Consider the following 21,814-nt stretch of genomic DNA (forward strand, 5'->3'; position numbering starts at 1 on the left):
CGCTCGCAGTACTCGCCGCGTGGGCGTGGACACCCGCGCAGAAGGGGATCCACGTGACGCCGTACCCGTTCTCGGCCGTGGTCGGCCTGACCGACCTGCGCCTTGCCCTGCTGTTGACCGCCGTCTCGCCCGCCGTGGGCGGGGTGCTGGTGCGCGGCGAGAAGGGCACCGCGAAGAGCACCGTCGTGCGTGCTCTCGCCACTCTGCTGCCCTCGGTGGCCGTCGTGCGCGGCTGCCGGTTCGCCTGTGACCCGGCCGCGCCCGACCCGCAATGCCCGGACGGCCCGCACCCCATGGACACCCCCGCACTGCACCGGCCGGCCACGCTGGTCGAGCTGCCGGTCGGGGCGACCGAGGACCGCGTCGTGGGCACGCTCGACATCCACCGCGCGCTGGCCGACGGGGTCAAGGCGTACGAGCCGGGGCTGCTCGCGGCGGCGCACCGCGGGGTGCTCTACGTCGACGAGGTCAACCTGCTGCCCGACCACCTGGTCGACCTGCTGCTCGACGCGGCGGCGATGGGACGCGCCCACGTCGAGCGGGACGGGGTGTCGGTCAAGCACGCGGCCCGGTTCCTGCTGGTCGGCACGATGAACCCGGAGGAGGGTGAGCCTCGGCCCCAGCTCGTCGACCGGTTCGGGCTGGTCGTGACGGTGGCGGCGCCGCGCGAGGCGAAACAGCGGGCCGAGGTGGTGCGGCGGCGGCTGGCGTACGAGCTCGATCCGGACGGCTTCGCGGCGCGCTTCGCCGGCGAGGAGGAGGAGCTCGCGGGTCGCATCGCGCAGGCTCGATCGGTGCTGCCCCGGGTGGTGCTGCCGGACCGGGAGCTCGACCGGATCGCCCGCATCAGCCTGGCGTACGGGGTGGACGGCATGCGCGCGGACATCGTCGTCGCTCGCTGCGCGGTGGCCCTGGCGGCGTGGCACGGGCGGGACCGGGTCACTTCCGACGACGTACGGGATGCCGCCCGCTTGGCGCTGCCGCACCGGCGGCGCAAGGATCCGCTGGACCCGCCGGGAACGGACGAGCAGCGGCTCGACGACGCGCTGGCCGAGGCGGACGCGCGGCAGGACGAGGACCCGGACGACACACCGCCCGACGGGGGCGGCTCGGGGCCGGACGGCGGCGGACCTGACGATCGAGGACCGGACGCGGGAGGCTCTGACGGCGGAGCCATTGACGGTCGTGGCCCCGACAATCCGCCTCCCTCTCCAAGTCCCGATTTATCTGACAAATCGGGCAGAACGGGGAGCGGGCAAGGCGGAAGCGCGGGGGGAGCCGGCACGGCAGGCGCCGACGGCGCGGCGGACGTGCAGCGCGCTGACGGCCCGGCGGGTGCTGACGGCCCAGCGGGTGCCGACGGCCCAGCGGGTGGTGACGGCCGAGCGGGTGCTGACGGCCCAGCGGGCGCGAAGGGGGCTGCGGTCGCGCCCGGCTCCGCCTACCGCACGCGGACTTTGAGCATCGCCCGGCAGGGTGAGGGCGGGCATGCCGGGCGGCGGTCGCCCTCGCTGTCGCGTCGTGGGCGGGTGATCGGGGCGCGGGTGCCGGCCGGGAAGCTTCACGGTGCGCCGCACCTGCCGGCTACGTTGCGGGCCGCGCTGCACCGGGGCGTACGGGAGGTCGCGCCTCGGGATCTGCGGGAGGCCGTCCACGTCGGGCGGGAGTCGAACCTGGTTCTGTTCGTGGTGGACGCTTCCGGGTCGATGGCCGCGCGGCGGCGCATGACCGTGGTCAAGACGGCTGTGCTGTCGTTGCTGCGCGATGCCTATCAGCGGCGGGACCGGATCGGGATGATCACGTTCCGCGGGCATGCGGCCGAGGTGGTGCTGCCACCCACGTCCAGCCACGAGGTGGGAGTGCTCCGGCTGGCGAGTCTGCGCACGGGGGGACGTACGCCCCTGGCCGAAGGCCTCAAAGCGGCGGCCGCGACCATCGCCACCGAACGTCGCCGCGACCCTCGGCGCCGGCCGTTGCTGATCGTCGTGACCGACGGGCGGGCCACCAGCGGACCCGACCCCGTGCTGGTCGCACCGGCCCTCAGCGGCGTGTCCACCGTGGTCGTCGACTGTGAGTCGGGACCGATCCGGCTCGGCCTCGCGGGGCGGCTCGCCCGGGCGCTCGACGCCGACCTGATGCCCCTGGAGGGTCTCGAGATGGCGAGGGCAGTCTGATGCCGCAAGGAAAAGTCACCGCTGTCCCGGCCGACGGTCTCACCACCCGCCAGCGCCGGCGGCAGGCCGTGCTCGCCGTGCACACCGGTCAGGGCAAGGGCAAGTCGACGGCCGCGTTCGGCATGGCACTGCGGGCGTGGAGCGCGGGCTGGCCGATCGGCGTGTTCCAGTTCGTGAAGTCGGAGAAGTGGAAGGTCGGCGAGGAGTCGGGCCTCAAGGCGCTCGGCGCGGCCGGGGGAGCCCCGGTGACCTGGCACAAGATGGGCGAGGGCTGGTCGTGGATCCAGCGGCCCGGCCGCGAACGCGACCACGCCGCTGAAGCCGCCGAGGGGTGGGCGCAGATCAAACGCGATCTCGCCGCCGAGACCTACAGGTTCTATGTGCTCGATGAGTTCACGTACCCGATGAAGTGGGGCTGGGTCGACGTCGACGACGTCGTGGCGACGCTGGCCGAGCGGCCCGGCACACAGCATGTGGTGATCACCGGGCGGGACGCGGCACCAGCCCTGCTGGAGGCGGCCGACCTGGTCACCGAGATGACGAAGGTGAAACACCCGATGGACGCGGGGCGCAAGGGACAGCAGGGCATCGAATGGTGACGATCCCGCGGGTGGTGATCGGCGCGCCCGCCTCGGGGCACGGCAAGACGACCGTGGCTACCGGGCTGCTCGCGGCCTTCGCGCGGCGAGGGCTGCCGGTGGCGCCGTTCAAGGTCGGGCCCGACTACATCGACCCGGGCTATCACGCGCTGGCCGCGGGCCGGCCGGGCCGCAACCTGGACCCCGTGCTGGTCGGGGAGGACCTGATCAGGCCGCTCTTCGCGCACGGGTCCGAAGGGGCGTCGCTCGCGGTGGTCGAGGGCGTGATGGGGCTCTACGACGGGCGGACGGGAGCCGGCGAGACGGGTTCGACCGCACAGGTCGCCGGGCTGCTCGACGCGCCGGTGATCCTCGTCGTCGACGCGGCGGCGCAGGGACGCTCGATCGCCGCGCTGGTGCACGGTTTCCGCAGTTTCGGCACCGTACGGATGGCCGGCGTGATACTCAACCGGGTCGGCTCGGACCGGCACGAGGCGATCCTGCGCGAGGCGTGCGAAGAGGTCGGCACGCCGGTGCTGGGCGCGCTGCGCCGGGCCGACGCGGTCGCCGCGCCGTCGCGCCACCTGGGCCTGGTACCCGCCGCGGAGCGCCGAGCCGAGGCTCAGGAGTCGGTCGACGCCCTGGCCGCGCTGATCGAGTCGTCGGTCGACCTGGCCGAGGTGATGGCGATCGCCCGCTCGGCCCCGCCGCTCGACGTGGTGCCGTGGTCGCCGCTCGCCACGGACCCGGTGCCCGGGCGTCCGGTGGTGGCGCTGGCCGGCGGCCCCGCATTCTCTTTCGCGTACGCCGAGACGGCCGAACTGCTGGCCGGGGCGGGCGCCGAGGTGGTGACCGTCGACCCGCTGCGGGACGAGACCCTGCCGGACGGGGTCCGGGCCCTGGTCGTCGGGGGTGGTTTCCCCGAGGTGTACGCGTCGGAGCTGTCGGCGAACGAGCCGCTGCGCCGGTCGGTTTCGGCGCTGGCGGCCGCCGGAGGGCCGATCGCGGCCGAATGCGCGGGGCTGCTGTGGCTGTGCCGCACCCTGGACGGCGCGCCGATGTGCGGGGTGCTCGACGCTGAGGCGTCCATGACCCCGACGTTGACGCTCGGATATCGGGACGCGGTCGCCCTCTCGGACAGCCCTCTGGCTCCGGCGGGCACCCGGGTGACCGGGCACGAGTTCCACCGCACGATGGTGCATCCGCGCTCGGGGGTGCTGCTGTCCCCGGCGGGCGGGGCGGCCTGGGCCTGGCGGTCGGCCGACCCCGAGGGCTTCGCGTCGCCGACGATCCACGCCTCCTACCTGCACCTGCACTGGGCCGGCCACCCCGCCTTCGCCGAACGCCTGATCCGAACCGCCGCGAAGTAGCGGACGCCAATGATTGCCGGTCGAGCGTTCCGGTGGCCTGAGTCAACTCCTCCGACTCGCTGGACTGGTTGCCGGCGGCTGATGGAGGCTGCGAGCTCTCGGTGAGCGGGGCTGGGGAGGAGACGGCCGAGTCAGGCGAGCCCTCGATGTCGCGACGACGATCATCGAGTTGGGGAGTCAGACCGGTGATCGCCGTGGGGAGTCAGAGCGGTGATCGCCAAGGGGGAGACGGGGTCGGGGTGGTGATCGCGGTAGGGTTCGGCTCTCGGGACGGCGTTGGCGGCGAAGAGATCGCGGCGGCCGTCGACCAGGTCCTCGCGGAGGCGGGGATCTCCGCGGGTGAAGTCACGGTGCTGGCGACGGTGGACCGGCGGTCAGGGGCCGAAGGCCTGCGGAAGATCGCTGATGATCGCGGGTGGACCCTCGCCGGCCTGACCGCCGCCGAGCTGGCGGCACGGGAAGCGCCGAATGCGAGCGAATTCGTCGCGCACCGGGTGGGCACGCCGAGCGTGGCCGAATCTGCTGCCCTCATAGCGGCCGGCTCCTCGAGCACGCTCCTCGTGCCCAAGCGGATCTTCCCCCGAGTCACCGTCGCGGTTGCCCGGAGCTGAACCACTTGGCCGTCAGCGGCCGAATTGTCGCCCAGACCGAGGTCAGCACGGAGCCAGCCGTCAACGGTGACGCGCTGCGGGGCGAGATACAGCAGGCCGCCGGGCCGAGGAGCGCGGCTGGGGCGACGCTCGGCGAGATCACGATCGGCTCGCGGCCGGCGAGGGCTTCGGCCCCGACCAGGTCGTGTGGTCAGGCTATGCAGCCAGACGTACCCTGCTGATGGCGATGCGCCGCCGGCCCGGGGCTCCGGCCGCGGCCGACGTGGTCACGCCGCTGGTGCTGCAGGACTACCGGCCCCGGCACGCCCGTCAGCCGGGATAGGGCCACTCGTGCACGGGTACGTTGCCGTGCATGAGTGGCAGGTATTGCCGCAGCATCTCGTGCAGCGCGCTCTGGCGGTCGTGGCCGTCGGCCTCCAGGGCGTGCAGGGTCTGCACCTGCCAGGCCGAGCCGTTGCGGTGGGTCAGGCAGCGCTGCTCGATGATGCCGAGCAACCGGTCACGTTCGCCGGTCGAGACGCCCCAGCGCTCCAGGCCCTGGTGGGCCATCGGCAGCAGCCGGCGCAGCACCAGTTCGGTGACCTGGATGTAGCCCAGGCCGGGCCAGAAAACGGTGGCGTCGATGCCGTGCCGGGCGCAGGTGTGGAAGTTCTCCTCGGCCGCGCTGAAGCTCATCTGCGTCCACAGTGGCCGCTCGGCCTCGGCCAGCGTGCGGATCAGTCCGTAGTAGAACGCGGCGTTGGCCATCGTGTCGACCACTGTCGGGCCGGCCGGCAGCACCCGGTTCTCGACCCGCAGATGGGGCCGGCCGCGCACCACGTCGTAGATCGGCCGGTTCCAGCGGTAGACCGTGCCGTTGTGCAGGCGCAGCTCGCTGAGCTCGGGCACCTCGCCGCGCTCGAGGATCTCGGACGGGTCCATCTCGTCGCAGATCGGCAGCAGCGCGGGGAAGTAGCGCACGTTCTCCTCGAACAGGTCGAACACGCTCGTGATCCACCGCTCGCCGAACCACACCCTCGGCCGTACGCCCTGGGCTCTTATCTCCTCGGACCGGGTGTCGGTGGCCTGTTCGAAAAGGGGGATGCGCGTCTCCCGCCACAGCTCGCGGCCGAACAGCAGAGGCGAATTCGCGCCCAGGGCGACCTGAATGCCGGCGATGACCTGGGCCGCGTTCCAGTACGCGGCGAACTGCGCGGGACTGACCTGCAGGTGGAACTGGGTGCTGGTGCAGGCCGACTCGGGCGCGATCGTGTCGGTGGTGACGGCGAGCCGGTCGACGCCGTCGATGCGGATGTCGAGATCCTCGCCGCGGGCCGCGAAGATCTGCTCGTTCAGCAGTTTGTAGCGCGGATTGGCCGAGAGCGCCTCGGCCGTCATGTGCTCGCGTTTCAGGGTGGGCAGAATGCCGATCATCACCGTGTGCGCGCCGACCGTACGGGCGTGTTTCTCGGCATTGTTGAGACTGGCCCGCAGGGTGCGTTCCAGATCGGCGTTCTCGTCACCGGCCAGGCGCCGCGGCGGCACGTTTATCTCGATGTTGAACTGACCCAGCTCGGTCTGGAAATCGGGGTCGGCGATCACGCCCAGCACCTCGGCGTTGCGCATCGCCGGGTCGCAGTTCTCGTCGACCAGATTGAGCTCGATCTCCATGCCGGTCAGCGGCCGCTCGAAGTCGAATCGCGACTCGCGCAGCATGGCCGCGAACACATCCAGGCTGCGGCGAATTTTGTGCCGGTATCTCGCACGGTCCTCACGGGTGAAGTTGGCCTGCTCGACGTCCTCGCCCACGGCACACCACCTCTCTGGATTTCCATCACATTCACACAACCTCGGTCCGACGCGCCAGGCGACACCAAAGCATGAGATCGCACTCCGTGTCCCTTTCAAGCCCGTCGATACGACCGATCGTCGTCCCTGAGGAACTAGATCGCAGCGGTACCCCGTTGTGCGGGAATTCATCCGAGGGAGCACCCAGGGGAGGGCAAGATCATGAACGTGCGGCGCGCGCCGGCCGGTGTCGTGGCGGCCCTGACGTTGTCGTCGGCTCTGGGAGTCAGGGCGACGGCGGCCGGCGGTCCGGTCCTCGCCGCTCCCGCCTTCGGGTAGTCGACCGCGTGGGCGGCGTCGCCCTCGGCCGGGGCGCGCACGAATGCGGTCGGCCACACGGTCCGCAATGTCATTCACACCACGATCGGAAGACCCCGGGCCCGCGTACGCCTGAGCAACCGCTTCGGATCCGAGCCGGTGCGCTTCGGGCACGTCACCGTCGCGCTCTCGGCGCGGACGGGCGTTCGCCGCGACGGCACGGGCGACCACAGCGACGGTACGGCGGTTCCGGGTTCGATGCGCGACGTGGCGTTCGGCGGGCGACCCGAGGCGGTGGTCGCGGCCGGCGCCGAGGTGCTCGGCGAGGTGACCGGTGCGCCCGGCACGATCGTCGCGTTCGGCGACTCGATCACGAACGGGGCCGCGTCGACACCCGGGCGCAACCAGCGGTGGCCCGACCTGCTGGCGGCTCGGCTCGCGACATCGCCGGTCGTCGGCTTCGGGGTGGCCAACGCGGGCGTCAGCGGCAACCGGATCCTGCTGGACGCGCGCCATCCTCGCTATCGGAGCACCGCGATCGCGGGGCGGTCCGGGCTGTCGCGCTTCGCCGCCGACGCGCTGGAACCGGCCGGCGTCCGTACGGTGATCGTCTTCGCGGGCGTGAACGACATCATCCAGACGCCGCGCCAGACCGATCCGGCGCGCGTGGTCGAGGGCTTGACCCGGCTCGTTCACCAAGGTCAAGCCCGGGGCGTACGGGTTGTGGTGTGCACGATTCCGCCGTTCCGAGGGTGGAGCGGGCACACCACCGAGGCCGAGCGGGTGCGGGGACAGGTCAACGCGTGGATCCGTACGCGGGAAGCCTTCGCCGATTTTGATCTGGCCCTGCGGGACCCGGCCGACCCGTTGCGGCTGCGTCCCGACCTCGACGGCGGTGACCATCTGCACCCGAACGACGCGGGGATGTTCGCTCTGGCGGCGGCGGTGCCGCTCGAACAGCTCTGTTTCAGGTTCCGGCCCAGAACGCGGCCAGCGCGGCGATGACGGCGAGGCCGAGCAGGGACTGGATGAGCAAGGCGGGGCCCAGATGCGACCACATCGTCGGGATCCGGGGGGTGAGCGGCTGCATGGTGGTGAGGTTGACCAGGCGCACCAGCCGGACCGGGAGAGTCGTGTCCCGCTGCGGGACGGTGGTGAGCTGCACGAGGTCGCCGCGGTGCAGGGCCGACTGGGGAAGCTGGCCGTGCATCTCGACCTCGTAGGTCTGGCCCAGATCGTCGCGCACCCGCACCGGTGTCACGAGGAACTCGGGGCCCTTCTTCAACTCCTTGAAGCTGCGGCGGCTGCCCTTCATGCGCAGCGCCGAGCCGATCAGGTGGGTCACACCGGCGGCGAGGAAAACGGCCATCAACACTGGCTGACCGATTTTGACCTCTCTGGTGTACGAGGTCCGGAAGCCCGCGAAGCGGCCGGTGATGACGGGTCCGACGTGCCGGAGGATCTGCTCGCGGTGGAGGTCGAGATTGTCCATGCCAATCACCTCCTGAGGGATTCTCACATCGTACGGAGAGTTAACTTATGCGCACCGTGAGTGAATACGTGAGCACCGTAAGCGCTCGATGGGGTCCTCCGGGCCGTCTTGGTGGTCTTCGCGCAGGTCGCAGAGTCGTTTCTGGTTTCACACCGGCCACCCCTGTCGCCTAAATGCTGAAAAACGCGCGAAACGGTACCTAACGGCGGTGAACTTGTCTCGTGTTCGTCGAGGCGCACGCCTCGGTAGCGGGAGCGGGGGCGGCTGACGTGGCATCGAGCAGGACATATGTGGATCCGGGCAGCGTGCTCGCACGCACCGCTCGCGAGATGCTCGTCGCCCATGCCGGAGGCCGCGGCCCTTCGGACGCGATGACGCACTGCCCGACCTGCGGGGAACGACTGCCCTGCGCCCGGGGGCGGGCCGCCGCCGAGGTGGTGACGGCGGCGGGACTCGCCGACGACTCCGGGCTGATCACCGCTTCCCGCCAGGGGCTGGGGGAGCCGTACGGGGCGCCGGGGACGGGCTTCGACTTCGGCGCGGCGACGGCTTTCGGTTCGTCCGATGCGCCTGCTTCGCCCACGGCCTTCGGGTCCGCCGAGCTGCTCGAGCCGCCCGGGTCCGCTGATGCGCTGGTGCCGCCGGACACGCGGGTGCCGCCGGACACGCGGGTTTCGCCTGACTCGCTGGTGTCGCCGACGGCCTTCGGGTCGCCGATCGTTCTCGAGGGGCCTGTTCCATCCGGGGCTGTCGCCGTCGAGCCTCCGGTCGTGGACGAGCCGGTGCGATCCGAATACCGGCCTCGGCGGGCCGCCCCGGAGGACCCGAGCGAGAGCTTGCCGGTGGATCGGGGCGACGGCGGCGAGAACGCGGCGACCGGGCTGGGGCAGCGTCCGGCCGTGGGCGCTGTATCCGACGCCGAACCGCCGAGCGGCCTGGGAGGTCGGGACGGCGGCCCGGCGGTGGGTCCGGGGTATCGCGATGCCTTGCGGGCGGGGCCGGTGGACGTGTCGTTCGCCTCGGCCTCGCCGCCCGGCAGCGACGTGGCGCGGGAGCCGAGCGGGCTGCGTCCGCCGGTGGAGACAGCCAGGCCGATCTCCGGCGGCGGTTTGCCGGAGCCGGCCGTACTGCCCGCGCCCGGGGAAATCGTCGCTGCTCAGGGGCCGGTCGCGGACGACATCCCGCCCAGGACGCCGGTCGCCGTGCCCGTGAAGGGTGAAGCGGAGGCGGGTTCCACGACGGCGGAGATCGAAGCGGTCAAGGAAGCCGGGCCGCCGCCGAAGCCGATGCCGCCGTTGCCCGCGAACTGGCATCAGAACCGTCCGCTGGACGCTCCCCGGTTCGTGCCGGCGCGACCGGTGCCGCCGCGTCCTCCCGGCAGTACCGCGCCCAAGGGCCCGGCTCCGTTGGCCCCGCTCTCCGACGCGGCGCGGCCGCAGATCTCCGTTCCGCGGACGCCAGTGGGGACCGGCGGCCCGCAGGGATCACCGACCGAGGGGCTGCCACCCGGATCCACACCGGACGTGCCCGCGTCGACAGGACTCGAAGCGGTGTCGCCGGCCGACGCCGGGGTTCCCTCCGCCGCGCCGGCTGGACCGGAACCGTCGGGCCTGCGGGGACGAGCCGTCACCCCGACGCCGACCGGTCCGCCGGCTGTTCCGGCTGTTCCGGGTGGCGAGCCCTCGGGACTGTCCGGTCACCACGCCGGTCCGTCGGACGACGAGCCGTCGGGGCTCCCCGGCGCAACCGCGAAGCTCGCCCCGGCTCAGCCACCGGCGGCACCGTCCGACCAGGGGCCTTCCGGCCTTCCCGGCAGGTCAGGCCGTGGAGGTCCGGCCCCGGTCCCGGCGGCTCCGGCTCAGGGACCGCTCGGCCCGGCAACGGCGAACCAAGCAGCCTCCGGCCGGGCGCATCCCGGGGATGCCGCGACGGGAACGAGCGGTTTGCCGGGACTGGGCAACAACTCGGCCCGGTTCGGTGGATCCGGTCCGGAGCAGAACGCCGCGCCCCGCGCCGCGATGCCACCGACCCGTGCCCCGCTCGAGGTGCCCAACATGGGCCAGGTCAACCGCCCGCTCGAGGGTGGTCCCACCGCACCGGATCCTCAAGTCCCGCCCCCCGCGCCGGGCACTCAAATGCCGCCCCCCGCGCCGAGCACTCAAATGCCGCCCACCGCGCCGGGCCCTCAGATCCCGCCCGCGGGGCCGCAGCCCGCACCGGACACAGGCCGGCCCTCCGCCGATTCCGCCCTCCGCCCGCCGCGGCCCAAGCTGGAAGCACCCAATATGGGACAGGTCAACAAACCGCCCGCCGACGGCGGCTCACCGGAACGGTGAAGTCTCGAAGGGAACGGTGTTTGAGCGACGCGAACCACGGGCAGTAGCGATTCTGTTCGGCGACCGGCCCCGGCCGGGCGCCACGATTCAACGGCCTCAGACACGGCTGAGCGGCAAAGCTCCCTGTCGCCTCCGGAGCCGCCGAGGGGGGATCCCCGATGCCGGAGCGCGACCTGCTGGAGCGCGGCGGTCTGGAAGACCTGGACACCGCCGCCATCGCCTGTTTCGTGCAGTCCGCGAGCGCCACCGACGACGGGCGCGAAGCCTTGCGGGAGTCCCTGACCCGGCTGTGCCTGCCGTTCGCCGGCCGGCTCGCCCGGCGCTACCGGGGCCGCGGCGAGTCCTTCGAGGACATCGAGCAGGTCGCCCGGCTCGGGCTGGTCAAGGCGATCGACCGCTACGACCCGGAGCGGGGCTCCTTCACGGCGTACGCGGTCATCACCATCTCGGGCGAGATCAAGCGGCACTTCCGGGACAAGACCTGGGGTGTCCACGTGCCCCGGCGGGTGCAGGACCTCAGCCTCGAGGTCGGGCACGCCACCATGGCCATGACCGGCACCCTTTCCCGTACGCCTTCTGTCGGCGAGATCGCGGAGCGGCTCGGCGTGAGCTCGGCCGCCGTGCTGGAGGCGCAGGAGTCGTCGGCCGGCTATTCGCCCTCCTCGCTGAACGCGCCGGTCGGTGGTGAGGGCGCCGCCGAGTTCGGCGACCTGATCGGTGATCTCGACGGCCGGCTGGAACTGGTCGACGACCGGGTGACCGTGGCCGACCTGCTGCTGCGGCTGCCTCCGCGGGAGCGCCGCATGCTGGCCATGCGCTTCTACGGCAACCGCACGCAGGCGCAGATCGCCGCCGACATGGGTGTCTCCCAGATGCACGTGTCGCGGCTGCTCAGCCGGGCTCTGGCCTGGTTGCGGGAGGCGATGCTGTGCGACGTCGCGCCGCGATGGCAGGGCGCCGAGTCGCGGCCCGACCAGTACCCGGTGCGGGTCGAGATCCAGCGCGACGGCGACGTGGTGGTCGCGCGCGTGCACGGCGAGGTCGACCGGGACACGGCCGAGCGGCTGCGCCTGGGGCTGCGCCGCGCGATCGCGCAGGCCGGAGGTGATCCGGTCGTCATCGATCTGGCGGGCGTGCCCCTGGTCGCCGCGGCCGGCATCGCCGTGCTGGTCGACGCCGCCTCGGCCGCCGCTGTCGCCGGGACCCCGCTGACCCTGACCCGTGCCCAGCCCTGCGTGGCGAGGGTCCTGGCCGTGACCGGCCTGTCCCGGCTGCTCGAAAGCTAACCCACGTCCGCCTGGATCCGGGTCCAGACGACCTTGCCATCGGTCACCGGCAGCACGCCCCAGGCATCGGTCAGATCCCGTACGAGTCGCAGCCCGCGCCCGCCCGGGTCGGTGATCCCGGCGTCGGTCGGCTTGGGCAGGCGCCGGGAGTGGTCCCGCACGGTCATCCCGAGCTGCCCGCCGTTGATCGGGCGCAGCGTGAAGATCATCTTGGTGTGCGCGTGCCGTACGACGTTGGCCACCAGCTCGGTCGCGATCAGCGTGGCGGTCGCGGCCAGGCCGGGCCGGTGCCACGCGCCGCAGGCCTGGGTGACGAGGTGCCGCACCTGCCGGCAGGCCTCGGGGACGGGACGCATCCGCACCCGGATGCGCGGCGGGGCGGTCTGGGCGCGGGCCGAGGTGAGGGCGGCGGCGAAGTCGTCGGAGAAGCGCACGTCGGCGCAGTCGGGCGCGGCGGCAATCAGGGCGGCCGTCCGCGGGTCGGCGCCGCAGAGCACGACCGGCGCGTCGGGCCATTCGAGGCTCTGGCAGATGACGGCGCTCAAGGCGGCCAGCCCGATCGGGTCGCCGATGCGCAGCCGGGCCACGTCGAGCAGCAGGACCGTGGGCTGGTCGGCGAGCCGCAGCCGGACGGCCTGCTGCAGCGCGTCGCCGGTGACCTGGTCGAGGACGCCGCTGACGTGCAGCACGGCGACCGGAAACCCCCGTTCCGGCCGGCACACGAGCTGACTCGGCACCCTGTCTCCCCACGTCATTCCGCCCTGCCGTGACAACGTGCCCGGCGTAACGGCGACACAAACGCTCACGGGCCCATGGTCGTGACCAACCACTCAGCAAAATGAAGTACCGTTGCCCGCCATGGGTGTGTCGCAGCGGCTGAAGAGCCGGTTCCGCAAGTTTTTGCAGCGTCCGGGCACGACGGTCGATCTAGCGCCGTTCAGCCGGCGCCTGGCTGACATCGAAGCTCGCGAGGACGCGTTGCGCGAGCTCGACGACGAGGCTCTGACCAAGGCCGCCCAGGAGGCGTCCGATTTCACCGAGATCTGCGCCGTCGGCCGCGAGGCCGCCTGGCGGGCGCTCGAGCAGCGGCCCTACGACGTGCAGCTCCTCGGCGCGATGGCGCTGCTCTCGGGCAAGGTCGCCGAGATGGCCACCGGTGAGGGCAAGACCCTGACCGCCGCGATCGCGGCCTACGGGCACGTCCGCCTGGGCCACGGCCCGGTGCACGTGCTCACCGTCAACGACTACCTGGCCCGCCGCGACGCCGAGTGGATGGCCCCGGTCTACAAGCTGCTCGGCCGCTCCGTCGGCTGGGTCACCGAGGCGTCGACCCCCGAGGAGCGCCGCGAGGCCTACCTGGCCGACATCACCTATGTCTCGGTCAGCGAGGCCGGCTTCGACTACCTGCGCGACCAGCTGGTCACCGACGTCGAAGACAGGGTGCAGCGCGAGCTCGCCACGGCGATCGTCGACGAGGCCGACTCGATCCTGATCGACGAGGCCCGCGTCCCGATGGTCCTGGCCGGCAGCATCTCCTCCGAGGCCGACCCGGTGCACAACGCCGCCGAGCTGGTGCGCGACCTGCGCGCCGGCAAGGAGTACGAGGTGGCCGAGGACGGGCGCAGCGTCGCCTTCACCGAGGCCGGCCTGAAGAAGATCGAGGAGAAGCTCGGCGGCATCGACCTCTATGCCGACGACCAGGTGCAGCAGCTCTCGGCGGTCAACGTCGCGCTGCACGCCGAGACCCTGCTGCGCCGTGACGTCGACTACATCGTGCGCAACGGCTCGGTCGAGCTGATCGACGAGATGCGCGGCCGGGTCGCCCAGCGCCGCCGGTGGCCCGACGGCCTGCAGGCCGCCGTCGAGGCGAAGGAGGGGCTGAACGCGACGGCCGAGGGCGAGGTCCTCGACACGATCACCGTGCAGGCCTACATCGCCCTCTACAAGACGGTCTGCGGCATGACCGCGACCGCCGTGCACGTCGGCGAGCAGCTCCGCGAATACTTCAAGCTCGAGGTCGCGGTCATCCCGTCGAACGCCGAGAACATCCGCGACGACGAGCCCGACCGCATCTACTCGGCCCACGAGACCCGCGACGAGGCCCTGGTCGAAGAGATCAAGCTGGCCCACGAGAAGGGCCGCCCGGTGCTCGTCGGCACCCTCGACGTGAAGGCGTCCGAGCTGCTGGCCAAGCAGCTCGCCGCGGTCGGCGTCCCGTCGAACGTGCTGAACGCCAAGAACGACGCGGAAGAGGCGCGCATCATCGCCGAGGCGGGCGCGCTCGGCGCGGTCACCGTCTCGACCCAGATGGCCGGTCGCGGCGTCGACATCCGCCTGGGCGGCAGCGCCGAGACCGACCGCGACCAGGTGGTCGAGCTCGGCGGCCTCTACGTCATCGGCGCCGGCCGGCACGACAGCCGCCGCGTCGACGACCAGCTGCGCGGCCGCGCCGGCCGCCAGGGCGACCCCGGTGGCTCGGTCTTCTTCGTCAGCCTTGAGGACGAGCTGGTCACCCGGCACGCGGGCGACATCCTGCCGGCCTCGCCGCGCATGGACATGGACGGCGTCGTGCACGACGACCAGGTCGACTACGCGGTCGAGCACGCCCAGCGGGTCGCCGAGGGCGTCAACCACGAGATCCACCGCAACACCTGGCGCTACAGCGTCGTGATCGAGCAGCAGCGGGTGGCCCTGGCCGAGCGCCGCGAGCGGCTGCTGACCTCCGAGGTCGCCACGATCATGCTGCTCGAGCGCTCGCCCGAGAAGGCCAAGGAACTCGACGAGGACGTCCTGTCCGACGCGGCCCGCGCGATCGCGCTCTTCCACCTCGACCGCCTGTGGGTGGAGCACCTGGCCGAGCTGTCCGAGGTGCGTGAGGGCGTGCACCTGCGCGCGTTGGGCAAGCTCGACCCGCTCGACGAGTTCCACCGGGCCGCCGTCCCGGCGTTCCAGAAGGTGCTGCTCGAGACCGAGAGCCGCACGATCGAGACGTTCGAGGAGACCGACTTCAGCGACGGCTGGGAGCCCGACAACGCCAAGATCGTGCGCCCCAGCGCCACCTGGACCTACCTGGTGCACGACAACCCGTTCGGTTCCGAGCTCGACCGGCTCATCGCCGCCGTCGGCCGCCGGCTCGTCGGCCGCAGCGAGTAAAAACCTGAAAGACAGCGATCCGGGCGTCCCGAGCGGGGCGCCCGGATTCTTTTTGCACCCCCGGCGAACAAATGGTGTGGCGCTTGTCTCAAACGGCGGGGCCGCCTACGCTCCTCAGCAGGAAAAACGTGGTCCGCGGCACATATCAGCAGGCAGACATGGGTTCGGCAACGCTTAATCAGTCTGACAGAATCTGTTACCGGAATGCATTTCCGCACGTTCGGGCAAGCGTGGAACGATTTTCCCACAGTGTGGTTGGCGGGTTGACCCGGCAACAGCGCTGACGGAAATATCAACCGCGGCTTTACGGAGGGTGATCGTTCCTATTCGGTCGCCGAAACGTATTTCAGGGGGATCAACTAAATGCCGGCCACAGCGCTGTCACCACGGCTCGCCCGACACGCCACCGGACAGGGTCGGGGTTCGACCGCCGTCCGCCGTCCGCCGGAACCCGCTCTGACCGTCACCGTCGCCATCCCGCTCACCGGCGACGCCATCCCGCCCCAGGCCCACCGGCTCATCGAGGCCGTTCGCGAGCTGGTCGAGGCCAGCCAGGGCACTGTCACGGTCGAGCCGGCCATCCCGCCCCGCGAGGAGCCCGAGACGTCCGGCCCCGAGGTGCGCCTGCTGCTCGGCACCCGCCAGGTGCTCGTCGAGGGCGAGCCGCTGCCGCTCACCCGGCTCGAGTTCGACCTGCTGCTCTTCCTGGCCGAGCGGCCACGTCAGGTCTTCACCCGGGCCCAGTTGCTGACCGGCGTCTGGGGCTACGACCACACCGGCGAACGTACGGTCGACGTGCACGTGCGGCGCCTTCGTCTCAAGCTCGGCGGCGCGGCCCCGCTGATCACCACGGTCTACGGCGTCGGCTACCGCCTCTCCGACGAGGCCGGCATCGTGATCAAGCCCAACGAGTAAATTCTTCGGGTGCGCGTCCGTCCTGTCTCGGTCGAGAATCTCGTCCAGGAACTTACCGATCTTCTGATTTGTCGGGAACCCGACAGTCACCTCCGGGTCGCCCTCGACGGCGCCCCGGCGGCCGCTCCCGGGGCCCTGGCCGACGCGCTGATCGGCCCGCTGCGCGCCCTCGGGCGTCCCGCGGTGCGCATAGACACCGCCGACTTCCTGCGACCTGCGTCACTGCGGCTGGAGTTCGGCCGGGACAATTCCGACTCGTACTACCTCGGCTGGTTCGACGAGGCCGGACTGGCACGCGAGGTGCTCGGCCCGGCCGGTCCGGGTGGCTCCGGCCGGGTGCTCACGAGGCTCTGGAACGCCGCTACCGACCGCGCCGCCCGCGAGCCCTACGTCGAGCTCCCGCCGGGGGCGATCGTGCTGGTCAGCGGGCCGTTGCTGCTCGGCGGCGGGCTCGTCTTCGACGTCAGTGTGCACCTCGAGATGTCGGCTGCGGCGCTCGTCCGGCGCACCCCGCCCGAGGACGCCTGGACGTTGCCGGCCTTCGATCGGTATGCCGAGGAGGTGGCGCCGGCCTCGTTCGCCGACGTGGTTGTCCGCGTCGATGATCCGCGCCGTCCCGCGGTCGTCGTCGAACGTTCATGAAGCGAGTCTGTAGCGCAACCAACCACTGACAGTTATGCTCCGGTTACTTTTTCAGCGGAGGCCTCGTTTGGGATCTTCGGCGGTGGGTATCAGGCGGCACCACGGTGCGACGGGGGCCGCCTGCGGGGGACCACGGCAGGGGCAGAGGAAGGGCAGGGGGAGCGCATGCTCGTCAATCAAGCGGTGATCACGGGTAAGGGTGCCGCGAAGGGGCGTACGCCGGAGGAGATCGACCAGATCCGTACGATCCTGCGCAGCCGGTTCGACGACCTGAGCACCGAGTACGACCAGGCCGTGGCCGAGAACCAGAAGCTCCGGCTGGTCGAGATCGGCGACAGCGCCGGCGACGACCAGGCCGACAGCGGCTCCAAGACGGCCGAGCGCGACGCGGCGACGTCGCTGCTGCGCACCCTCCTCGACCGGCGCACCCAGGCCGAACACGCCATGCACCGGCTCGACGAGGGCACCTACGGCAACTGCGAGGGTTGCCACAACCCGATTCCGGTGGAGCGGCTCGAGATCTTCCCGTCGGCCACCACCTGCGTGCACTGCAAGCAGAACCGGGAGCGCCGGGCCGGCTGACCCAGGGACGCGAGAGGTCCGCCGCGCCGGCGAGCGCGGCGGACCTGCTCTTTCGGGGTTAGCCTGCCTCTATGGGCACGATCGAGGTCGGCACGGCGTCCTGGACGGACAGCACGCTGCTCGCCTCGGGCTGGTACCCGGCGAGCGCCGACACCCCCGAGAAGCGGCTGGCCTACTACGCCAAGAAGTATTCGGTGGTCGAGGTCGACTCGACGTACTACGGGCCTCCCGCCGAGCAGACCAGCCAGCTCTGGGCCCAGCGCACGCCCGACGGGTTCACCTTCAACATCAAGGCGTTCAGCCTGCTCACCGGCCATCCGACCAGGGTGTCGGCGATCTACAAGGACCTGCGACCCGAGACCGACAAGAAGAACGTCTACCCCGGCGACCTGCCCGCGCAGGCGTACGAGGAGGTCTGGAGCCGTTTCCTGAGTGCCCTGGACCCTCTCGCGCAGGCCGGCAAGCTCGGCGCGCTGCTGTTCCAGTTCCCGCCGTGGTTCGGCATCCGCCGCTCCAACAAGGACTACCTGCTCGAAGTGGCCGCGCGCTGCAAGCCGTTGACGCCGGTCTTCGAGTTCCGCAACGCGTCGTGGTTCGAGGGCGAGAACCAGCAGGAGACCCTCGGCTTCCTGCGCGACCACGAGCTGGCCTTCGTCGGCGTCGACATGCCGCAGGGCCACAAGTCGTCGGTGCCGCCCGTGCTGGCCGCCACCGCGAGCCTGGCCGTCGTGCGCTTCCACGGCCACAGCGACAAGTGGACCAGCAAGGACATTCACGAGAAGTTCGGGTACGAGTACTCGCGCGCGGAGCTCTCCCAGTGGACCCCGCGCCTGCGCGAGCTGGCCGGCGCGGCCGACCGTACCCACGTGCTCTTCAACAACTGCTACCGCGATTTTGCCCAGCGCAACGCCACCGAGATGCTGGAACTCCTAGAGGGCGTCGAAGGGGACTGAGCGCCACACGTCGGCCATCAGCTCGGCCAGCTTGTCGCCGGCCGGGTAGACGAGGTCGTCGATCGAGGCGATCTCCTGGCGGACCGTGCGCGAGTTGACCGCGACCGCCGCCGTGAAGTCGAGCAGCTCGGCGATCGGCACCGGCCGCATCGTCCACGGCACGCCCTGCATGGTCATCGCGACCTGCAGCAGCACCATCGTGACACCCTTGAGCATCGGCGCCTGCGGCCACACCACCTGATCGCCGGTGAAGAACGCGACGTTCCACACGCTGCCCTCACGCACCAGCCCGTCGGGGCCGATCGACAGCGCGTCGTCGTACCCGGCCTCGACGGCCCGCCGCTGAGCGCGGATCAGACCCATCGTGGCCGCGTGCTTGTGTTCCGGCCATTCACGGCGGAAGTCGGGGTCGATGCGCACCCGCCGCGGCGGGGCCGGCTCGTCGGACCACGGGTCGCTGACCGCCACCACCACGTCGGGCGGGGCGGCCCGATCAGCGCCGGGCACGTAGGACACCCGTACGGAAGCGTCCTTCTCGCCGTCGAGCGCCTGCAGAATCAACCCGCGCAGCCGATGCTCGTCGTCGAGCCCCGGGCGCCAGCCGAAGAACTCCTCGTTCGCGTCGGCCAGACGGGCGAAGTGCAGCGCGAGACCTCGTACGCCCCGGTCTCGGACCTGCATCGAGGTGAAGTGGCCATAATTGACGCCGGCCAGCCGATGGGTGTCGGCGAGTTCGGGCGCCCGGCCGTTCACTTCGAGGTTCAGCACGGTCTCACTTTAAGACGGGGCACGCGCGTCACCGACAGCCCCCGCCCCTCGGCCCGCGCGGCCAGCACCCCCGCGTCGATCACGGCCGCGCCCCCGGGGTCGTTGTTGAAATACACAAACGCTTCCCGTACGCCGGTCAGGCGCTCGGCCCACGACGCCAGAGCGCGGCGGCCGTAGCGGGGCCACGGTCGCGCCCGCCCCTCGTGCAGACGCAGGTAGACGAAGTCGGCGGTGTCCCACAACGGCGTGATCGCGCGGCTGCCCCGGTCGGCCCAGCACAGCGCGGCCCCGTGCTTCTCGAGCAGCCGCCGGCAGTCGTCGGTGAACCAGGTGTCGTGCCGCGGTTCGACCGCAACCCGTACGCCGGCCGGTATGAGACTCAAGGTCTCGCCCAGCGCGCCGAGATCGGCCCGCAGATTCGGCGGGAGCTGCAGCAGGACCGGGCCCAGCTTGTCGCCGAGGCCGGTCGCCCGCTCGAAGAACCGGGCCACCGGCTCCCGGGGGTCGCGCAGCCGCTTGATGTGGGTCAGGTAGCGGCTCATCTTGACCGCGACGCAGAAGTCCGGCGGGGTTCGCTCGCGCCACTGCTCGAACGTCGCGCGCTCGGGCAGACGGTAGAACGCGTTGTTGACCTCCACGGTCGCGAACCGCTCGGCGTAGTGCTCCAGCCACCGCCGCTGCGGAAGATCACCGGGGTAGAGATAGCCGGTGTCGTCGGCGCCGCGGGCCGGGCGCCAGTCGCGGTACTGCCAGCCCGACGTCCCGATCCGCACCATGTGACCCGGGTTACCCGCCCCGCCTGCGGTTAGACCTGATGATCACGGGGTACCTCGGCGCTGGTCGGTCAAGGGTGACCGGCCGATTCACCGACGCCAAGGAGCTGACATGTCACTGAGCGACGACGACATCACCTCGACCTCGGGTCCCGGCGCGGGCGAGGGCCCGGCCGACGGCGGCGCGAACCCGGGCGGCCACGACGGCGGCGCGGACGGCAGCGCGGGCGAGGGCCCCGCGGACGGTGGCGCGAACCCGGGCGGCCACGACGGCGGCGCGGACGGCAGCGCGGGCGAGGGCCCGGCCGACGGTGGCGCGAACCCGGGCGGCCACGACGGCGGCGCCGACGGCAGCGCCTGACAATGCCCGGAACGACGAACGAGACGCCGGGCGCAACCCGCCCGGCGCTCTCCCGGGCCGTCGGCGTCGAGCCGGGCAAGTTCTCGGCCGCCTACTGGGGGAAGGCCCCGCTGCTCTCCCGCGCCGGTGAGCTGGCCGGCCCCGACGGCTTCGCCGACCTGCTCTCCCCGGACGCCGTCGACGAACTGCTCAGCCGCCGCGGCCTGCGCACCCCGTTCCTGCGGGTCGCCCAGCAGGGCAAAGTCCTGCCGGCCGACCGGTTCACCGGCGGGGGCGGGGCCGGCGCCGAGATCAGCGACCAGGTCCTCGACGACCAGGTGATGCGGCTCTACGCGGAGGGCGCCACGCTTGTCCTCCAAGGCCTGCACCGCCTGTGGCCGCCGCTGATCGACTACAGCCGCCGCCTCGGCGCCGAACTGCGCCGCCCGCTGCAGGTCAACGCCTATCTGACCCCGCCCGGCAGCCAGGGCTTCAGCACCCACTACGACACCCACGACGTCTTCGTGCTGCAGGTCGACGGCACCAAACGCTGGCGCCTGCACGAACCGGTCCTGGCCGACCCGCTGGAGAAGCAGGCCTGGGGCGGCCGCGCCGACGAGGTCTCCGCCACCGCGGCCGGAGAACCGGCCCTTGACGTCGTGCTCTCCCCGGGCGACGCGCTCTATCTGCCCCGCGGCTGGCTGCACTCGGCCGAGGCGCTCGGCAGCCGTTCCCTGCACCTGACCATCGGGGTACGGGCCCTGACCCGCTACGCCGTGGTCGAGGAACTGCTCGCCCTGGCCGCCGGCGACGCCCGGCTGCGGGCCACCCTGCCGTACGGGGTGGACGTCTCCGACCCTTCGGCGATCGAACCCGAACTGACCGAGACGGTTGAGGCCCTGCGCGACTGGCTGACCACCGTCGAGCCTTCCGAGGTCGCCGAGCGGCTGCGCGCCCGCGACTGGCCCTCGGCCCGCCCCGAGCCGGTCAGCCCCCTGGCCCAGCTCGACTTCGCATCCGGCCTGGGCCCCGACGAGCGCTTGCGGGCCCGCGAGGGCCTGCGCTGGCAACTCACCGAGGACGGCGCGACCCACGTCGTGCTGCGCCTGGTCGGCCGCACGATCCGCTTCCCGTCCTTCTGCGCCCCGGCGCTGCGGCTGGCCCTGAGCGGCGAAGTCGTGCGGGTAGGCGACCTACCCCTGGACGACGACCAGGACCGCCTGGTCTTCTCGCGCCGCCTGCTCAACGAGGCTCTGGTGGTCCCGAGCAACAGCCCGTAGGGCGAGCCTCTACCTTGCGGGGAGGGGCGCCGGGCCCAGGATCGTGATGCCGTGCTGCGCGGCCAGCCGCAGTGCCTCGTCCATAGGCGGCGGGCCGTCGGCAGCGGCGGCGGCCAGCGCCCGGGTGAAGCCCTCCATCGGCCCGCCGGGGGCGTGCACGACGAAAGCGGTGGCGTCCTCGTCGGACTCGTTGCGGACCGTGTGTGGCACGCCGCCGGCCAGGGGCACGACGTCGCCGGCAGCGGCCGTGATCCGGCGGACGGCGGGGCCGTCGCCGACGTAGAAAGTGAACTCGCCCGCGGTCACGTGGTAGATCTCGCCGGGGTCGTGCCGGTGCATGACCGGCGGGCCGCCGCCGGGGCGCATGAGGATCTCGACGGCGAACAGGGCGGGGGACGAGGCGAGGATCGTCACCTCGTCGGTTCCCATGAAGATGCGTTCGCAGGAATCGCGTTCGACAGGTAGCTTGTCCATAT

The 21,814-nt window shown here is 71.8% G+C and carries 21 protein-coding genes; 14 read left to right on the forward strand and 7 right to left on the reverse strand.

What is annotated here, in order from left to right:
• Positions 1–53: 53 nt before the first annotated feature.
• The 4 genes from EER30_RS27055 to EER30_RS27070 all read left to right on the forward strand — a co-directional run bounded on the left by EER30_RS27055 (position 54) and on the right by EER30_RS27070 (position 4,733).
• A complete protein-coding gene (locus tag EER30_RS27055; RefSeq protein WP_127503426.1) occupies positions 54–2,174 on the forward strand; it encodes a VWA domain-containing protein in 2,121 nt (706 codons plus the stop codon).
• A complete protein-coding gene (cobO, locus tag EER30_RS27060; RefSeq protein ID WP_127503427.1) occupies positions 2,174–2,773 on the forward strand; it encodes a cob(I)yrinic acid a,c-diamide adenosyltransferase in 600 nt (199 codons plus the stop codon). The genes EER30_RS27055 and cobO overlap by 1 nt, the downstream gene beginning before the upstream one ends.
• The gene (locus tag EER30_RS27065) at positions 2,767–4,122 is read left to right on the forward strand and encodes a cobyrinic acid a,c-diamide synthase CobB (RefSeq protein ID WP_127503428.1); all 1,356 of its coding nucleotides are present in this window, start codon (positions 2,767–2,769) and stop codon (positions 4,120–4,122) included. Before cobO ends, EER30_RS27065 begins: the two co-directional genes overlap by 7 nt.
• Before the next feature lie 185 nt (positions 4,123–4,307).
• Complete coding sequence (locus EER30_RS27070; protein WP_164842494.1) at positions 4,308–4,733, forward strand: cobalamin biosynthesis protein; 426 nt, start codon at positions 4,308–4,310, stop codon at positions 4,731–4,733.
• 309 nt (positions 4,734–5,042) lie between these two features.
• On the opposite strand, the gene EER30_RS27075 is transcribed toward EER30_RS27070, so the two are convergent.
• A complete protein-coding gene (locus EER30_RS27075; RefSeq protein ID WP_127503430.1) occupies positions 5,043–6,521 on the reverse strand; it encodes a glutamate-cysteine ligase family protein in 1,479 nt (492 codons plus the stop codon).
• A gap of 167 nt (positions 6,522–6,688) precedes the next feature.
• Complete coding sequence (locus tag EER30_RS48045) at positions 6,689–6,913, reverse strand: hypothetical protein (RefSeq protein ID WP_205650434.1); 225 nt, start codon at positions 6,911–6,913, stop codon at positions 6,689–6,691.
• 64 nt (positions 6,914–6,977) lie between these two features.
• On the opposite strand from EER30_RS48045, the gene EER30_RS27080 reads away from it, so the two are divergent.
• Complete coding sequence (locus tag EER30_RS27080) at positions 6,978–7,823, forward strand: GDSL-type esterase/lipase family protein (RefSeq protein WP_205650435.1); 846 nt, start codon at positions 6,978–6,980, stop codon at positions 7,821–7,823.
• Here the strand turns inward: EER30_RS27080 and EER30_RS27085 are convergent.
• Positions 7,786–8,310, reverse strand: a complete 525-nt coding sequence (locus EER30_RS27085) for a hypothetical protein (protein ID WP_127503431.1) — start codon at positions 8,308–8,310, stop codon at positions 7,786–7,788. The two genes, EER30_RS27080 and EER30_RS27085, sit on opposite strands and share 38 nt — an antisense overlap.
• A 221-nt stretch (positions 8,311–8,531) precedes the next feature.
• On the opposite strand from EER30_RS27085, the gene EER30_RS27090 reads away from it, so the two are divergent.
• Entirely contained in the window at positions 8,532–10,646 is a 2,115-nt protein-coding gene (locus EER30_RS27090; RefSeq protein ID WP_127503432.1) for a hypothetical protein, read from the forward strand.
• Between the two features lie 158 nt (positions 10,647–10,804).
• Positions 10,805–11,932, forward strand: a complete 1,128-nt coding sequence (locus EER30_RS27095; RefSeq protein WP_127503433.1) for a SigB/SigF/SigG family RNA polymerase sigma factor — start codon at positions 10,805–10,807, stop codon at positions 11,930–11,932.
• On the opposite strand, the gene EER30_RS27100 is transcribed toward EER30_RS27095, so the two are convergent.
• Positions 11,929–12,669 (reverse strand): ATP-binding protein, encoded by a 741-nt coding sequence (locus tag EER30_RS27100; protein ID WP_127503434.1) that lies wholly within the window; start codon positions 12,667–12,669, stop codon positions 11,929–11,931. The two genes, EER30_RS27095 and EER30_RS27100, sit on opposite strands and share 4 nt — an antisense overlap.
• A gap of 121 nt (positions 12,670–12,790) precedes the next feature.
• On the opposite strand from EER30_RS27100, the gene secA2 reads away from it, so the two are divergent.
• From secA2 to EER30_RS27125, 5 genes are all read left to right on the forward strand, one after another.
• Positions 12,791–15,085, forward strand: coding sequence for an accessory Sec system translocase SecA2 (gene secA2 / locus EER30_RS27105; RefSeq protein WP_127503435.1), 2,295 nt, complete (start codon positions 12,791–12,793; stop codon positions 15,083–15,085).
• Positions 15,086–15,448: 363 nt separating this feature from the next.
• Entirely contained in the window at positions 15,449–16,000 is a 552-nt protein-coding gene (locus EER30_RS27110; RefSeq protein WP_127503436.1) for a winged helix-turn-helix domain-containing protein, read from the forward strand.
• Positions 16,001–16,009: 9 nt separating this feature from the next.
• On the forward strand, positions 16,010–16,642 hold the full coding sequence (locus EER30_RS27115; protein WP_127503437.1) for a nucleoside/nucleotide kinase family protein: 633 nt from the start codon (positions 16,010–16,012) through the stop codon (positions 16,640–16,642).
• A 165-nt stretch (positions 16,643–16,807) separates the two neighbouring features.
• Positions 16,808–17,224: a TraR/DksA family transcriptional regulator gene (locus EER30_RS27120; protein ID WP_127503438.1), complete on the forward strand. Its 417-nt coding sequence runs from the start codon at positions 16,808–16,810 to the stop codon at positions 17,222–17,224.
• A 71-nt stretch (positions 17,225–17,295) separates the two neighbouring features.
• Positions 17,296–18,177: a DUF72 domain-containing protein gene (locus EER30_RS27125; protein WP_127503439.1), complete on the forward strand. Its 882-nt coding sequence runs from the start codon at positions 17,296–17,298 to the stop codon at positions 18,175–18,177.
• Here EER30_RS27125 and EER30_RS27130 read toward each other — a convergent pair.
• Together EER30_RS27130 and EER30_RS27135 are read right to left on the reverse strand one after the other, a co-directional pair.
• Positions 18,154–18,945, reverse strand: a complete 792-nt coding sequence (locus EER30_RS27130; protein WP_127503440.1) for an aminotransferase class IV — start codon at positions 18,943–18,945, stop codon at positions 18,154–18,156. The two genes, EER30_RS27125 and EER30_RS27130, sit on opposite strands and share 24 nt — an antisense overlap.
• Entirely contained in the window at positions 18,939–19,721 is a 783-nt protein-coding gene (locus EER30_RS27135) for a DUF72 domain-containing protein (RefSeq protein ID WP_127503441.1), read from the reverse strand. Before EER30_RS27135 ends, EER30_RS27130 begins: the two co-directional genes overlap by 7 nt.
• Positions 19,722–19,830: 109 nt before the next feature.
• Here EER30_RS27135 and EER30_RS27140 point away from each other — a divergent pair, with 109 nt between their 5' ends.
• Both EER30_RS27140 and EER30_RS27145 read left to right on the forward strand, forming a co-directional pair.
• Positions 19,831–20,079, forward strand: a complete 249-nt coding sequence (locus tag EER30_RS27140) for a BatC protein (protein WP_127503442.1) — start codon at positions 19,831–19,833, stop codon at positions 20,077–20,079.
• Positions 20,080–20,081: 2 nt separating this feature from the next.
• Positions 20,082–21,338: a cupin domain-containing protein gene (locus tag EER30_RS27145; RefSeq protein ID WP_127503443.1), complete on the forward strand. Its 1,257-nt coding sequence runs from the start codon at positions 20,082–20,084 to the stop codon at positions 21,336–21,338.
• Between the two features lie 9 nt (positions 21,339–21,347).
• On the opposite strand, the gene EER30_RS27150 is transcribed toward EER30_RS27145, so the two are convergent.
• Complete coding sequence (locus EER30_RS27150) at positions 21,348–21,812, reverse strand: cupin domain-containing protein (RefSeq protein WP_127503444.1); 465 nt, start codon at positions 21,810–21,812, stop codon at positions 21,348–21,350.
• Positions 21,813–21,814: the final 2 nt, after the last annotated feature.

Origin of the sequence: Actinoplanes solisilvae (genome assembly GCF_003999975.1) — a bacterium.
GTDB classification, from domain to species: domain Bacteria; phylum Actinomycetota; class Actinomycetes; order Mycobacteriales; family Micromonosporaceae; genus Actinoplanes; species Actinoplanes solisilvae.

What these genes read in the sequence shown, in the direction of transcription:
- cobO (WP_127503427.1), top strand. Translation starts at nt 2,174, where the DNA reads ATGCCGCAAGGAAAAGTCACCGCTGTCCCGGCCGACGGTCTCACCACC.
- EER30_RS27065 (WP_127503428.1), top strand. Translation starts at nt 2,767, where the DNA reads ATGGTGACGATCCCGCGGGTGGTGATCGGCGCGCCCGCCTCGGGGCAC.
- EER30_RS48045 (WP_205650434.1), bottom strand. Translation starts at nt 6,913, where the DNA reads ATGACATTGCGGACCGTGTGGCCGACCGCATTCGTGCGCGCCCCGGCC.
- EER30_RS27085 (WP_127503431.1), bottom strand. Translation starts at nt 8,310, where the DNA reads ATGGACAATCTCGACCTCCACCGCGAGCAGATCCTCCGGCACGTCGGA.
- EER30_RS27095 (WP_127503433.1), top strand. Translation starts at nt 10,805, where the DNA reads ATGCCGGAGCGCGACCTGCTGGAGCGCGGCGGTCTGGAAGACCTGGAC.
- secA2 (WP_127503435.1), top strand. Translation starts at nt 12,791, where the DNA reads ATGGGTGTGTCGCAGCGGCTGAAGAGCCGGTTCCGCAAGTTTTTGCAG.
- EER30_RS27110 (WP_127503436.1), top strand. Translation starts at nt 15,449, where the DNA reads ATGCCGGCCACAGCGCTGTCACCACGGCTCGCCCGACACGCCACCGGA.
- EER30_RS27120 (WP_127503438.1), top strand. Translation starts at nt 16,808, where the DNA reads ATGCTCGTCAATCAAGCGGTGATCACGGGTAAGGGTGCCGCGAAGGGG.
- EER30_RS27125 (WP_127503439.1), top strand. Translation starts at nt 17,296, where the DNA reads ATGGGCACGATCGAGGTCGGCACGGCGTCCTGGACGGACAGCACGCTG.
- EER30_RS27135 (WP_127503441.1), bottom strand. Translation starts at nt 19,721, where the DNA reads ATGGTGCGGATCGGGACGTCGGGCTGGCAGTACCGCGACTGGCGCCCG.
- EER30_RS27140 (WP_127503442.1), top strand. Translation starts at nt 19,831, where the DNA reads ATGTCACTGAGCGACGACGACATCACCTCGACCTCGGGTCCCGGCGCG.
- EER30_RS27145 (WP_127503443.1), top strand. Translation starts at nt 20,082, where the DNA reads ATGCCCGGAACGACGAACGAGACGCCGGGCGCAACCCGCCCGGCGCTC.
- EER30_RS27150 (WP_127503444.1), bottom strand. Translation starts at nt 21,812, where the DNA reads ATGGACAAGCTACCTGTCGAACGCGATTCCTGCGAACGCATCTTCATG.